General features: G+C 70.5%; 14 protein-coding genes. 13 read left to right on the top strand and 1 reads right to left on the bottom strand.

Annotation, left to right across the window (positions count from 1 at the left end):
- Positions 1-148 precede the first annotated feature (148 nt).
- The 4 genes from AB0J36_RS13665 (at position 149) to AB0J36_RS13650 (ending at position 3,508) form a co-directional block, all read left to right on the top strand.
- Positions 149-835, top strand: a complete 687-nt coding sequence (locus tag AB0J36_RS13665) for a hypothetical protein (protein WP_363660587.1) — start codon at positions 149-151, stop codon at positions 833-835.
- Positions 836-904: 69 nt separating this feature from the next.
- Positions 905-1,525 carry a hypothetical protein gene (locus tag AB0J36_RS13660; RefSeq protein ID WP_363660586.1) on the top strand — a complete coding sequence of 207 codons (621 nt, stop codon included), beginning with the start codon at positions 905-907 and terminating at the stop codon, positions 1,523-1,525.
- Positions 1,512-2,321 (top strand): hypothetical protein, encoded by an 810-nt coding sequence (locus AB0J36_RS13655; protein ID WP_363660585.1) that lies wholly within the window; start codon positions 1,512-1,514, stop codon positions 2,319-2,321. Before AB0J36_RS13660 ends, AB0J36_RS13655 begins: the two co-directional genes overlap by 14 nt.
- Positions 2,318-3,508 carry a tyrosine-type recombinase/integrase gene (locus tag AB0J36_RS13650; protein ID WP_363660584.1) on the top strand — a complete coding sequence of 397 codons (1,191 nt, stop codon included), beginning with the start codon at positions 2,318-2,320 and terminating at the stop codon, positions 3,506-3,508. The genes AB0J36_RS13655 and AB0J36_RS13650 overlap by 4 nt, the downstream gene beginning before the upstream one ends.
- Before the next feature lie 19 nt (positions 3,509-3,527).
- On the opposite strand, the gene AB0J36_RS13645 is transcribed toward AB0J36_RS13650, so the two are convergent.
- On the bottom strand, positions 3,528-4,058 hold the full coding sequence (locus tag AB0J36_RS13645; protein ID WP_363660583.1) for a hypothetical protein: 531 nt from the start codon (positions 4,056-4,058) through the stop codon (positions 3,528-3,530).
- A gap of 287 nt (positions 4,059-4,345) precedes the next feature.
- Between AB0J36_RS13645 and AB0J36_RS13640 the strand changes: the two genes are divergently transcribed.
- From AB0J36_RS13640 to AB0J36_RS13600, 9 genes are all read left to right on the top strand, one after another.
- The gene (locus AB0J36_RS13640; protein WP_363660582.1) at positions 4,346-4,681 is read left to right on the top strand and encodes a hypothetical protein; all 336 of its coding nucleotides are present in this window, start codon (positions 4,346-4,348) and stop codon (positions 4,679-4,681) included.
- Positions 4,682-4,785: 104 nt separating this feature from the next.
- The gene (locus AB0J36_RS13635; protein WP_363660581.1) at positions 4,786-5,694 is read left to right on the top strand and encodes a hypothetical protein; all 909 of its coding nucleotides are present in this window, start codon (positions 4,786-4,788) and stop codon (positions 5,692-5,694) included.
- Positions 5,691-6,416 carry a GNAT family N-acetyltransferase gene (locus AB0J36_RS13630; protein ID WP_363660580.1) on the top strand — a complete coding sequence of 242 codons (726 nt, stop codon included), beginning with the start codon at positions 5,691-5,693 and terminating at the stop codon, positions 6,414-6,416. The genes AB0J36_RS13635 and AB0J36_RS13630 overlap by 4 nt, the downstream gene beginning before the upstream one ends.
- A 116-nt stretch (positions 6,417-6,532) precedes the next feature.
- Positions 6,533-7,729: a hypothetical protein gene (locus AB0J36_RS13625; protein ID WP_363660579.1), complete on the top strand. Its 1,197-nt coding sequence runs from the start codon at positions 6,533-6,535 to the stop codon at positions 7,727-7,729.
- Between the two features lie 254 nt (positions 7,730-7,983).
- The gene (locus AB0J36_RS13620; RefSeq protein ID WP_363660578.1) at positions 7,984-8,169 is read left to right on the top strand and encodes a hypothetical protein; all 186 of its coding nucleotides are present in this window, start codon (positions 7,984-7,986) and stop codon (positions 8,167-8,169) included.
- Between the two features lie 191 nt (positions 8,170-8,360).
- Positions 8,361-9,218, top strand: a complete 858-nt coding sequence (locus tag AB0J36_RS13615; RefSeq protein WP_363660577.1) for a hypothetical protein — start codon at positions 8,361-8,363, stop codon at positions 9,216-9,218.
- Complete coding sequence (locus AB0J36_RS13610) at positions 9,218-9,853, top strand: AAA family ATPase (protein ID WP_363660576.1); 636 nt, start codon at positions 9,218-9,220, stop codon at positions 9,851-9,853. Before AB0J36_RS13615 ends, AB0J36_RS13610 begins: the two co-directional genes overlap by 1 nt.
- A 90-nt stretch (positions 9,854-9,943) precedes the next feature.
- Entirely contained in the window at positions 9,944-10,498 is a 555-nt protein-coding gene (locus AB0J36_RS13605) for a hypothetical protein (RefSeq protein ID WP_363660575.1), read from the top strand.
- Positions 10,499-10,581: 83 nt separating this feature from the next.
- Positions 10,582-12,372 (top strand): hypothetical protein, encoded by a 1,791-nt coding sequence (locus tag AB0J36_RS13600; protein ID WP_363660574.1) that lies wholly within the window; start codon positions 10,582-10,584, stop codon positions 12,370-12,372.
- The last annotated feature ends 162 nt before the right edge of the window (positions 12,373-12,534 follow it).

The following is a 12,534-nucleotide window of genomic DNA, read 5'->3' as shown; positions in this document are numbered from 1 at the left end:
GGTCGGGCGTGGAGAGCTTTCAGTTCCGCGAACTGACCGACGAGGACCTCTAATCTGCTGAAGCGCACGGCACGGGTGACGCGCCGTGCCACCCCCAATACCGAGCCCGCGACAGGCTGCCCCAGATCCCGATCGGAGAGACGAGCCCATGAGCGCCGTACCCAACCCGGTACCCAACCCGTACCCGGACCCGCCGCAGCACCCGGTGACATTCGCCGACGCGCAGAGGGTGAACCCGCTGGACCTGGCCCGCCGAGTCGGCGACGTGCTGCGCTGGCTCGGGGACACCTCCCTGGCCACCGATGTTCCGCCCGGCGACCCGCGGCGCGTCGAGCGGCTGGAGCTGGAGTTGGAACACCTCGCGAGCATCCGCGCCCTGCACCACGACCTCGGCCGCAGCACCGCGAACCGGATCCACGTCGCGGTGATCAGCGGCGCCACGGCCGAGCAGGTCACGCTCGCCACCGGGCTCAGCCTCGCCGAGGTCACCGCAATCTGGACCGCATGGTCGGACGGCCAGCGCCAACTCGAACGCGACCTGCCCCACCTGCCGCAGCACACCGCGGCCTACGACTACGTCGCCGCCGTGCTCGCCGCCGGTCTCGCGTCTGCGACCGCGTCTGGCGACGGTGAGGTCGACCAGCAGGCGCCCCGCGACCGCACCCTGGACGCCGCCGCGCGGATCGGCAACGGCGACCCGATCACCGCCGCCGACGTGCGTGCCCTGGCGCAGGGCCTCCTCGACATCGCCGGCCTGGCCATGCCCGACACCTACTTCGCCACCGACTCCCGCTGCGAGCTCGCCCGCGCGGTCCTGGCCAGCCAACCGCGGTAGCAAGGACCGCGCGGTCGAGATGCTGCACCCCGGACTGTTCCGCACCGGCCCCCACTGAAAGAGGAGCACGTGAGCACGACACCCGATCTGAGCACCGAACCCCCGGGCTTGCCCGCCGACGTCGCGGCCCGGGTCCGCACGCTGGCCGACCAACTTCATGGCGCCCTGCGTGACGAGATGCTGCGCAAGGACCCGGCACCCGAGGTATTGGCGCTCTGGCAGACGGCCAAGCTGATCAACGCCGCTGCCGGCGGCCTGGACGACCACGGCGAGCCGGAGACGAGCGTGCACACCTCGCGCTGGGTGGAGGTGGCGTTCAACGCCTCGGACATCGCCGACACCGCCCTGCGGATCACCGGGTCCCGGATGAGCCTCCCCGACGCGGCCGCGTACGTCGAACGCGCCGACGTCGACGCACTGGACGTGCCGTTCAATGCCGCGACCGCGTACGCCGCCACGGTCGAGCTGACCCCGGCCCACGACGGCGAGGACTACGCCCTGCCGGTAACCGTGGCGGTCGCCGGGGACCCCGAACGCACGCTCACCGTGGCCGGGCGTCCCAACCCGCGCCCGTACACGGCGGGGCAACTGCTGCGGGTCGCGCACCACCTGGACCGCCTCGGCGCTGCCCTCGGCGACGTCGTCATCGGTGCCTCGATCGACAAGCCCGCCGACGATGGCGGGCAGTGACCGGTCGCGCCGGATGCGCGCACTCGCCAGGGACTTGGAAGGCCAGTACGGCACGCGCTTCGAGGCCGTCTACGACAGCGGGCCGAACTGGCGCCTGGACTGGGCCGACGGTCCGAGCTACGCCACGATCCGGAAGGTCGTCGACGCGGCTGAACTGTCCGGTGCGACGCTACGGCTCTACCGGGGCCATAGCATGAAGGCGATCGCCCTCACGGCGATCCGGATGGCCGCTGCCGGCAAACTCGGCCGGCACGACGGCGCGGGGGCCCGGTCCGGGCCGCTGTGGATGGTCGAGTCGGAGCTGACCGGCACCGACTTCCCCGAACGACCGGCCGACGACCTGCAAGCAAAGCTGGCAGAACTACTACTCACCCACGCAACCGTGGACGGGTACCTCGACGACCGGCTCATCGCCTCACTGATCCGGAACCGGGGCCTCGGATGGCTGGTGGAGGAGGCCGCTCACGCTGGCGTCGAACTGCCGCCGCTGACGTTGCTATCGGCCCGGTACGCCGCTCCAGCGGACGCGGTGCAGGCGGTGGCCTGGCGCGAGCGAGCGGAGCCACTGCCGGTCCGGACCGCCGTCGCCGCGGCGATCGCCGACGACCAACTGACGGAGGCGGCCGCGATCGCGCTGGTGGCCCTGCTTCCCGAATTGCGCGCCGAGGTCGAGCGGACGGAGGCGGCGGCGGCCGCCGCCGCTCGTCGCGCCGGCGTCGCACCAGAGTTGGTCGACGCCGCGCCCGACCGGCACCACGGGCCGCAGAGGCGAGTCAACCACGGCGGCGGGCAGTGACGACGGAGACCTCCCCGGCCCTTTCGACCGGCCCAGCCGGTGAGCTCGCCACCGCAACCCGGGAATTCGCCGCGTGGGCGGCCGGCCTGCCCGGACTGCCACCAGACGACGGGAGCCGGTACAGCATCCGCCGGCTCACCGTCGCGTGGACCCTCGAGTCCTGGCGTCGCTCCCGGCACACCGCGATCGCGCACCGCCGAGACCTCTCCATCTTCTTAGACTGGTGCGTCCGCGAGCGCCTGGACCCGCTTGACGCTCGGCCCACCGATCTGGCCCAGTTCCAGGTCTGGCGCGAGTTGGGCGCTGGCGGCCGGGCCGCCAAACCGAGCACCGTCGCCCGCGCCCTCGCCTCCGTGTCCAGCTGGTACACCCACCTCTTGGCGAACACGAACGGCCGGGTCGCTCACAATCCGGCCCTCGGGGTCAAGCGACCAAAGGTCAACGCGCGTACCTCCACCACCGCCGGCCTCACTCTGGACGAGGTCGACCTGCTGCTCGCCCAGGCCGACGCCGAAGTCGCCGACCGCACCGAGCGGTTGAAGGCCGCGCCCACCCAGCGCAGGCACGCCCGGTACCTCGCGGCGCTGCGGCATCGGGCGCTGCTGCGGCTACTGGCCGACCTCGGGCTGCGCATCAACGAGGCGCTCGAACGCGACATCGCCGACCTGAGCTACAATGCCGGCCAACGGACGCTGCGGTTCGTCGACAAGGGCGGCGACCAGCGCGAACGGGCGCTGCCCGCGCACACCCTGGAAGGGATTGACGACTACCTCGCCGCCCGCGCCGAGGCGGCAGGCAGCACGATCGATGCCCTGGTAGGCCCGCTGTTCGCCACGACCGGCGCCGACGGGACCCTCGGTCGGCTCGCCGAGCCCAACGTGTTCGTCTGGCTGCGCAGCCTCGCCGCGGCCGCAGGTATTCCGTCGGCTGGCCGGCTGTCACCGCACTCGCTGCGGCACGCCTTCGCGACCGGCGCCCGCTCGGAGGGCGTGCCGCTGGAGGACGTGCAGGACGCGATGGGCCACGCCGACCCGCGCACGACCCGCCGCTACGACCGCGACCGGCACAACCTCGACCGCGACCCCGCCCACGTGCTCGGCAAACGCCGAGCGTCCCGCCGAGTGGGGTCAGCCACACCGGCCGAGGCCCGCGAGGATGACCCGGGCACCGAGGGCGACGCGGCGTGACGATGCTGGACGCAGGGTCCTATCCGGTGGTCGCGGCCGCCTGGACTTCGGTTCCTCCTGACTTCGCCGCACCGGCGCTGCCGGCCAGGATGGCGAGGGTGCGCCCGGTCGGTAGCAGCAGCGTTGCGCCGCCTTGGTCGTCCACCGTGAGCACGATGCCGTCGACCACCGCGCGGCGGCCGGCCGGGGTCTCCTCGACCGGCACGTCGCCGCCGGCGACTACCGCGGTGTCGACGTACTGCACGTTGCGGGCGTAGCCCTGCTGGCCCCACTGCTTGCCCGGGTTGGGCTGGCCGATCAGGTGCGCCCACGACGTCGACGGGCTGCCGGCGAAGCGCACCTTGCCGCCAACGAAGTGAGTGTTGGCCAGGTCGATGTCGTAGACCGCGACCACGGTGTTGTCGTAGACGCCGGCGAGGACGTCGCCGAACTCGGCCAGGCGGTGCTCGGCGATGGTCGCCCAGTCGCCCAGCACTGACCACTCTGGCGTGCACCCGGACTCGCCGGCGAGCACGCGAGGCCAACTGTTCTTGACGTGGACCAGGATCACGTTGCCTCCTTCGGGGTTCTGCCTCCCCAGGCAGAGCGCGGAGGTTTCCCGCCGCGGCGCGGCGCAGAATAAGTTGTAGGAACTACGGCAGAAGTTAGCACAACTCTTGAGTGATGGCGGATCTTGTGCGACGGTCGATGCAGAAAGCGCACCGGCGAGCTCGCCCGCGGCGCCGACCACATGAGCCGACCGCAGGCCACAGCGCTGGTCGCCCTGACCGACGACGGGCGGGCCCCGCATCGCCGGCGGCCGCTACTACTACTGGCACGAGACTGACGGAGATTGACATGCCCCCGATCCTGCAAGCACTACTCGTTCCGGCCGGCGGCCTGCTGCTGTTTGCGCTGCTGGTGCCGATCATCTCCCGCCGAATCGACGGTCCCAACGCGCCGATCGTCGTCGTCGACCGGCGAACCTACCGGCTGGCCCAGAAGCGAATCACCGCCGCCCTCGACCAGGACGACCTCGTCCGTGCACACTTCGGCATGACCGCGCTGCGACTCTGGCTCAAGCACGAGATCCGCACCGGCCCGAAACGGCGGCGGCGGGAGTACGCGCACGCTCTTGAGCAGTGGGAGCTGCGCGCCGAGCAGGCCGGGTTCGCCGGCATCGTGGCCAACTGAGGAAAGGACTGCCCTTCCAACGACGCCGCTCGGTGGCTCGCCACCCATCGCACCGCGACGGTACGGTGACGTTTCGTAGGTACCGCCTGGGGAGGACGTGCCACGTGGCCGGTCGCAGCAGCAGACGTCAACGGCGCGAGCCCGTCCGGCATCCGATCCCACCGGGGCGGCTGACCGCCCCGCCGCGGCGGGAGACGCCGGATCCGGACGACCCGCGCCTGCCTCGTTTCGAGAGCAGCGGAATGGCGGCGGCGCTGATCAAATGTCCGGTCGAGGTGGTGCCGCTGTTCGCTGCGCTCGCGGTGGTACACCAGGAGATGAGCGGCGCCAGGCCCAACAGTTGCCTGCCGGTCTGCTATCAAATCGCCGCTGGCCTCGGCCACCTCGGGTTCGACATCGAGTTGATGGCCGCGTACGCGGAGGTGACCCGGGGCGGCATCCGCCACGCCAACCTCGGGGTACGAGGTCCCGCCGTTGTCCGTCCGGACTGGACGACCAACGGGCACAGCGTGTTGTGGGCGGCGCCGTTCAACCGGCTGGTCGACCCCACGGTGGTTCAGCACCCCGAGCTGTTGCGCCTGGCTCACCAAGACCAGCAGAAGGGCAGCGCCCCGCTGGTCATCCACCTTGACGGCGGCCGGAAGCAACTCCTGCAGGGCGGCGTGGGGGTGGTTCGGGATCCGTTCTTCATCACGTACCTGGCCCAACCGCAACACACTGCGGCGTTCGACCCCTGGTTCGGCGAGTTCCGCGAGGCCCTGGACTACGGCGCTCTCGGCCTCGCCCACACCACGCTCGAGCTCATCACCGCGGCGAGGGAGCTGCGCGACCTCCGCGCACTGACGCCCCGCTACCCCTCGCTGGGCGCTCTGCTCACCGGTGGAAAGGAACTGCCGCCGCTGCCTGCCGAGCCGCCTCCATCGTGGGTACGCCTCGTGGGCGAGGCAGCGGACCGCGCTCCAACCGACCAGAGGGACAGCGTTGTGCGTGGCGAGGAGGCCGAGGCCGGATGACCAGGAAGAAGCCAGCGCGGGTGCCGCCGGTGACCGCCGATCGACTGCTGCGCGGGTGGTCCGGACCGGGCGGGACCCGCATCCGCTTAGCAGCGCCCGGCGATTCGCCCGGCGTGGCGGAGTTGCTCCTGCTGGCCGACGGCATGGGCCTGGACCCGGCCGTCGAGCAGGGCATCAACGCCGGCACGGTCGCCTCGACGCTGCTGACCGGCTTGAGGCAGGGCACCTCGGAGATGCTGCGCCCGATCGCCGAGGCCGCAGCCGCCGGCCGGCCCGACGAGGCCATGCCCGGGTTGGTGATGGTGTTGGTCGCCGAAGGGAGCGACGGGCGGTTGCAGGGCGTGCTGCAGGCTGTCCCGCCGGGCAACGTGTTGTCCGAGGCCCACGCCGCCGGCGTACCACTGCCCCTCGCCCTGGTCGCCGCCACGAAGACAGCAAAGATCCAAGGATTGGCCGTCGCTGAACACGCCCGCGGCCAGGGCCTCGGTGAAACCCTGCTGCGCCGGGCGGTGCGGACCTACTTCCAACTGGGCTGGCTCCTGGCCTACGGCCAGTTCTCGGCCGGATCCGGCCTGGAGGACTACTACACAAGGCAGGGCTTCACCGTGCTGCCCGCCGGCGAGGGCATCGACCTGGACCGGATCAGCGTGCCAGTAGTGATCCGCCACGAGCCTGGCGAGCGACTGTTCACCCGATGGCGACCGGCCGGAGTTCCGGCCTAGCAGAACTCGCTCGCGCGCTCCCAACGATGACCTGACATTGAGACGTCAAGCGGTTGACAACTTATCCCTACAGATGTCAACCTATTTACATCGACGGACGTCAGGGAGAGGTCAGCATGTCCAAGGAGACCGTGGTCGTGCCGGAAGTCGCTGTGGCTCGCTACCAGGCGCCGCGGGTAAGTGCCGTGCCGGTGGCCGAGGTGATCTCGTCGACGCCGATCGCCGGCCGGTCCGCGCCTGGGCACTACCAGCGCGTGCTGCTCGACGTGCGTTCCGGTGAGTTGAGCTTCTTCGAGAGCCCCGAGCATCTGGAGCCGTGGCGCCCGGAGTGGACGGCGATTAACGACGTGCCGCGCGAAACGTGGGAGCGGTGGCACCCCGGCGCGCTCTTCTCCCCGTACGGGGGGCCGCACCAGTGGTTCGAGCCGGTGCCGGAGTTGCTGAGTTGGACCATCGACTCCGGCGTCAAGCAGTTGCCGTATCTGGACGCCGCGGCCTCCAACGCGCTGCTGCAGGAGTTGGTGCCGTACGCGCAGGCCCTGTTGGACGGGCTGTTCGATGCTGGCGGCGACCTGGACTGGTCGGCCGACGCCGCCCGGGCGGGTCGGAACATCGGCCGGCTCTGCTCGCGGGACCGCAAGGCCGCCGGCCCTGAGGTGGACCCCGAACTGGTCGACTACGGCGACATCGTCCGGCGTTTCCCGCAGGTGTACCGACCGGCGCTGCTCCGGTTGTCGCTGGACAAACTCGCCGGCGAGTGTGAGTACATCACGCGGTTCCTGGGCTCCAACGAGCACTGGTACCCGGAGATCAAGAAGGTGTACGGGAGGCCGTCCAACGACGGAACCTGGGTCCACCTGGACGTGATGGGCGTGCGGGCGTGGTACCGCACGGTGCTCATGAACGGCGACCCGCGCCCGCTGCGCAACTTCGCCGACTGGGATGCCGAACACGGCAGGCTCGCGATCAGCGAGATCGCGGCGACCACCACCGACGCCCAGTTGGACCGCTGGGTCGACCTGGAGGAAGCGCACGCCGCCGGGCATAACCTGCGGCTGCTGGGCGCCCAGGAGGCCGCCTACAACCACCGGGCCCGACTGCGCGATCAGGACTGGGACCGGTTGGCGGTGGTCGGCGCCGAGGTCGCCCGCCTGGAGCGGGAGTTGGCCGAGGCCCGCGGTGCCCGCCTGGACCTGGTTCACAACGCGATCGCGTGGAACCGCAGCGACGCGGCCATCGGTGAGCGGGCACGAATGAGCCGGCAAGCGGTTTTCAAGATCCGCAACGGAGATAAGCCCGTCGACGAGTCGTAGCCAGGACCGGAGGCTGTGGCCCGCACCCCGTAGGGGGTGCGGGCCACAGCCGTTTCGCGGCACGGCGGTGGTCGCGTGCTGGTCGACCGGGGCAGGCGCCAGGGATGTAGAATTACACGTGTAATACGTGCTACATTGACGGAGGTGGAGATACCGCTTTCCACCACAGAATCGCCAGATCGGCGGCGCGGCGGCCCCCTCGCCTGGACAGCTTCCGGGGCCGACCGCCACTCCCTCGAAGGAGTTGCCCCATCATGCCCAACAGCAGCAGCGTCGGCACCTCGAACGCCACCGCCAACCCGCCCGGCACTACCCAACTGGGGGACGGCTGTGTCGTCCCGAGCCAGACCGGGCGGAGCGTCACCTGCGAGCACGGCCCTGACGTTCCCGACCACATCGCCGCCCGTCGCGGCGAGGCAGGGTACCAGCGGCGTAGGTGACGTTATTCGGCCAGCGAACTCCCCGCCCCGGTCCGCCGGGGACGGGGAGCTCGCTGGCTTTCACGAGACGGTGGCCACCCGGGCCGTTCGCCGTCCACGAGTCGCAGGAAGCGGCGGCGTCCGGAGGTGGAGAGACCGTGCAGAGGCCGCTTCGTTCCTTTGTTCAATCACAGGCCGGCGAAGGAGCGAGCATGGCGACAGCACCAGCCCAAGGCGAGGGCGGAGCCCCGGCCGAAGTCACGGGCTTGAGCACTGCCCAGTCGTACGCGGCGGGGATGACCACGGCGTGCGTCACGCTGGCGTCCCAGTCCGAGCAGTTCGTAGCGGCATTGGCCGGGCAGGGCGTCGAAGGGAACGCCGCGGCGGCGGTCGCGCGCGCGAAGGAGTTGACGGCGGCTGCCGGAGCGGCATGGGCCGCCGCGTGCACGGCCCTGGAGGGCCAGGACGTGGTCAGGCAGGCGTACGCGGCGGCCCCGGGTAGCGGAGACAAGACGTTCGTAACCGACGGTGCGACCGTCGCTGGCACCACGAAGCCGCAACCTGACCTGCCACGTCTCAATCTCTACCGCATCGGGGACCCGAGTCCCCACGGGTCGGATCCAGCCGCGACGGCTACGCGAGCCGATGCCGCCTCTCGGGGCAGGAACCTCGGCGAGGACGAGTTCTACGCCGCGCCTGGGCGAGTGCTCATCGGCGCCGCCAACGCCACCCCGTACCTGGACTGGAGCCGCGACCGGACAGGCGGCGGGTGCAGCTTCGAGATCGGGAACGGCGCCGATGCGCTCACCCTGGACCTGGACCTCGTTCAACTGCGGGAACTGCGCGACTCGCTCAGTGAGTCGCTCCAGGACTTCGACGGCTCCGCCAACGCCTTCACTCCGGTAGCGAACGGGGACGCCTACATAGACTGGAACGACTTCGAGTACGAACGGGGTTTCAGCCTGGCGGCCGGTGACGGTACGCGCGAGGTGCAGTTCTACCTCACGTACCCGCAGCTACGCGCGTGGCATGACCAGCTCGCCGCTGACCTTCGCCGAGCCGGCCGCTGATGAGCTCCGCCGACGACGGCAAGGCGGCGTTGGCCGATCAGGATCAGGCCGACCCGGCTCAGGGGTCGATTGCTCCGGCTGACCAGGTCGAGGCTTCCCCGGCCGACCGCGACCACTCGGCGCTGATCGTGCTGGTCGGAGCGGCGGGCTCCGGCAAGTCCACGTACGCCCGGCGGCACTACCGCGCGATCCAGGTGTACAGCCTGGACACTCTGCGCGCGGTAGCCAGCGACGACGAGTGCGACCAGGATGCCACCGCCGACGCGGTGGCGCTCATGCTCACCATCGTCGACATGCGGCTCTCCCGACGCCTCACGACCGTGGTGGACGCCACCAACGGGGTGCCCGAGGAGCGGGCCCATCTGATCGCCATCGCGACCCGGCACGCGGTGCCGGCGGTGGCAGTGGTCCTCGACACCGACCTGCAGGTGTGCCTCGCGCGGCAGGACGAGCGGCCGGGCCCGAAACTCGGGCAGCGGTGGGGCCGCGCCGTCCCCGCGAGTGTCGTGCAGAACCAACACGCTCGTATGAGGGCCAGCATCGCCACGCTGCGGGCCGAGGGCTTCGCTCAGGTCCACCTCCTGTCCGGCCCGGCCCGGGCGGACCAGCTACGCGGATCGGGCGAGCATCGCTGATCGGCCGGTAGCAGCCACGCGACCGCCGCAGTGCTCTCGCGTTCGTCTCAGCAACTCCGGTACGACCCCCGTCAACTGAAGGGACGCCCGATGACCAGCAGTGATCTGCCCAACCTGCACCCGGAAGCCGTCGGACTCAGCGCGATCCGCGCATTGCCGGGCGGTGCCATGCGGCAATACTCGTCGGTCGAGTTCACACGGGGATGGAGCGGGGTCGAGCACTTCCTGCGCCAACTTCGCGCGTGTGGCTTCGTCCGGCCGTCAAACAGCGACACCAGCGGCTACGCCGTGCTCGACGTGCTCGACGCCGAGGGCGACATCATCCAGGACTACGACCTGCCGACCGCGATCGCGTTCCGTTACGTCAAGCGCAAGCTGAACCTGATCGTCGTGCCCGAGCCCGGAACGCCGCAGCGACCGCCCACGCCGGGGCAACTCGCGGAACTTCACTACGCGCTGCGACACGGCCGTATCGCCACACTGAGGACCCGCCGCGGCCGGCTCCCTCAGCCCGCGCAGCGCCTGGAGCAACGCGGCTGGATCACCGAGGCCGGCCAACTCACCGACATCGGCCGGGCGGTCGCCGAGCGGTACGAGCTCGTCGAGGGCGTCGTGCGCGAGATCGAGCAGGCAGAGGCGCCGTAGCGGCCTGGCGACCCTCCGGTCGCGGGTCGCGATCGGGTGTTGCCCCCGCCCTTAAAGGCAGAGACGACGAGAGGAAAAGGTAGGTGACGACAATGGCCGGTGGCCCACTTGGGCCCGCAGTCGAGGTGACGGGACTGCGGACAGCACAGGCATACGCGTCGGATATGCGCGATGCGTGCGGAGCGGTGGTCTCGCAGGCAGACCACGTCGTGGCGGTGATGGCCGGACAAGGCGTCGGGGGGCAGGCGGTGGCGGCGGTCGCGCGGGCCAGGGAGTTGACAGAGGCGGCCGGGACCGCGTGGGCTCACGCCAAGACCGCGCTCGATCGTCAAGACGTTGTCGGGGAGGCGTACGCGGTGGCACCTGACGCTGGAGGCAAGGACTTCGTGATCGACGACGCGGGCGGCTTGGGGCCGGCGCATCCGGGAGGCGAGCGTCGTGTTCCGAATGCCGCCAGCGGCGATCCAGCAGCCACGGCATCCGCCGGGCCTGCCGACGCGACGAGAGCTAAAGATCCACTGAGGCTCGCCAACACGATGGTGCTGCGCGAGGGGGAAACGTTCGCTGGCTCGGCCTCGGCGAGGGGCGAGGAGGGCCTGATGGTGCTCGCCGCGGCCGTGGATACCCCTGATGGTCGGGTCGTGCACGTCGCGGTTCCGGTGTACGAGGATGGCAAGGCCGACTGGAGGGGCGCTCACGCGCCGGCCCGGGAGTCTCGGGTCGACCCGGAGGACGGCGAGACCTACGAGATCGACACCTCCTCGGACGTGACAGCTGTCATCGGCGCCGATGCCGCCGCCGAACTGCCGGCGCGAGTCGATGACGTCATCACCACGGCGGCCAGCATCAACCGCGAGTACCGGCAGCTCGTCAAGCAGTCTGACCGCCTATACGACGAGCGGATGCAGCTGGAGATGGCCCGTTTCGGTGACGTTGCCGACGCTGACCTGCAACTGCGGCTCGACAACAGCGAAAAGCAGCACCACATGTACCAGCAGAGGCGGCGTACGCACATGCAGGAATGCGTCGACGCGCTCAGCCCTGACGATCGCGCCCGGTACGACGATCTGCAGCGCCGGATCGCCACGGCCGGCGCTGACTGGTTCGATCCGGGCCGGGAAGGGCTGGCGGCCGAGGTCTGCGGTTTGAGCGTCCCCGAGTACCGCGAGTTGGTCACGATCCACGCGAAGCCCTACCACACGCGTACCCGCGCCGAGCAAACGCGCCATGACGAGCTCAGCGGTGACCGCAAGCCGCCGCTGCTGGCCGAACAGGCCGCCATCGTCTACGGGCTCAGCGTCGATGAGTACCGGGAGTGGGAGGCGTTGGACAAGCTCGGTAAGCCCCAGCCCGCCGGACCGTACCGCCAAGCCCGTGGACGAACCCCCGAGCAGCAGGCCCGCTACGAGACGCTCTATAACTCACCCCGGGGTGCCACCGGCGCCACCCCGACGCAGACGGCACAGATGCGCAGCCAGTTCGACACCTACCAGGACGCACACCACTCCGACAAGCTGACCTGGACCGCCGAGCGTCAGCAGCGCGCGGACCTGGCCGTCCGGGCCCGACCGCTGGATCAAGCCGACGCCGCCCGGCTGGAGAAGATCACCACCGAGTACGACGAGATCAATGACCGCTGTGAGGCGCTGGGCGGCGAAACCAGCGCCCGAGCCGAGATCCCCGGCCACCACAACGCCAAGCTCGTCATCGAGGCCGTTCAGCGAGAGGAGGAGGGCGGCGTGGATTACCAGGTCCAGTGCGTGCCGCCCCACGCCGGCGAGGACTGGTCGCCGGGCGGCGACCCGTACAGGACCACCGCCGTCGGGCTGCGCAAGCTCGCCAAGACCCTCGCCAACCTCGGAACTGGCCAGTGAGCAGCCCCCGCGAGGGCGGTCAACTCCGCCCGCGGGCACCGCGCTCTGCGCCGAGACTGATCAAGGCCCCGCGAAAGGGGTGAACCGCAGCCATCCCGCCCATCTGCGCAGGTAGAGGTCCACGTCGTGTTACTGTCAGGGGGCAGGAGGCCCTTCGGGGTT

Source organism: Micromonospora sp. NPDC049662, from assembly GCF_040675055.1.
In the GTDB taxonomy this organism is placed as follows: Bacteria; Actinomycetota; Actinomycetes; order Mycobacteriales; family Micromonosporaceae; genus Micromonospora.
Note: the sequence above shows the minus strand (reverse complement) of the source record. Positions and strands in the feature narration are given on the sequence as shown.

What these genes read in the sequence shown, in the direction of transcription:
- AB0J36_RS13665 (WP_363660587.1), top strand. Translation starts at nt 149, where the DNA reads ATGAGCGCCGTACCCAACCCGGTACCCAACCCGTACCCGGACCCGCCG.
- AB0J36_RS13655 (WP_363660585.1), top strand. Translation starts at nt 1,512, where the DNA reads ATGGCGGGCAGTGACCGGTCGCGCCGGATGCGCGCACTCGCCAGGGAC.
- AB0J36_RS13640 (WP_363660582.1), top strand. Translation starts at nt 4,346, where the DNA reads ATGCCCCCGATCCTGCAAGCACTACTCGTTCCGGCCGGCGGCCTGCTG.
- AB0J36_RS13630 (WP_363660580.1), top strand. Translation starts at nt 5,691, where the DNA reads ATGACCAGGAAGAAGCCAGCGCGGGTGCCGCCGGTGACCGCCGATCGA.
- AB0J36_RS13625 (WP_363660579.1), top strand. Translation starts at nt 6,533, where the DNA reads ATGTCCAAGGAGACCGTGGTCGTGCCGGAAGTCGCTGTGGCTCGCTAC.
- AB0J36_RS13620 (WP_363660578.1), top strand. Translation starts at nt 7,984, where the DNA reads ATGCCCAACAGCAGCAGCGTCGGCACCTCGAACGCCACCGCCAACCCG.
- AB0J36_RS13615 (WP_363660577.1), top strand. Translation starts at nt 8,361, where the DNA reads ATGGCGACAGCACCAGCCCAAGGCGAGGGCGGAGCCCCGGCCGAAGTC.
- AB0J36_RS13610 (WP_363660576.1), top strand. Translation starts at nt 9,218, where the DNA reads ATGAGCTCCGCCGACGACGGCAAGGCGGCGTTGGCCGATCAGGATCAG.
- AB0J36_RS13605 (WP_363660575.1), top strand. Translation starts at nt 9,944, where the DNA reads ATGACCAGCAGTGATCTGCCCAACCTGCACCCGGAAGCCGTCGGACTC.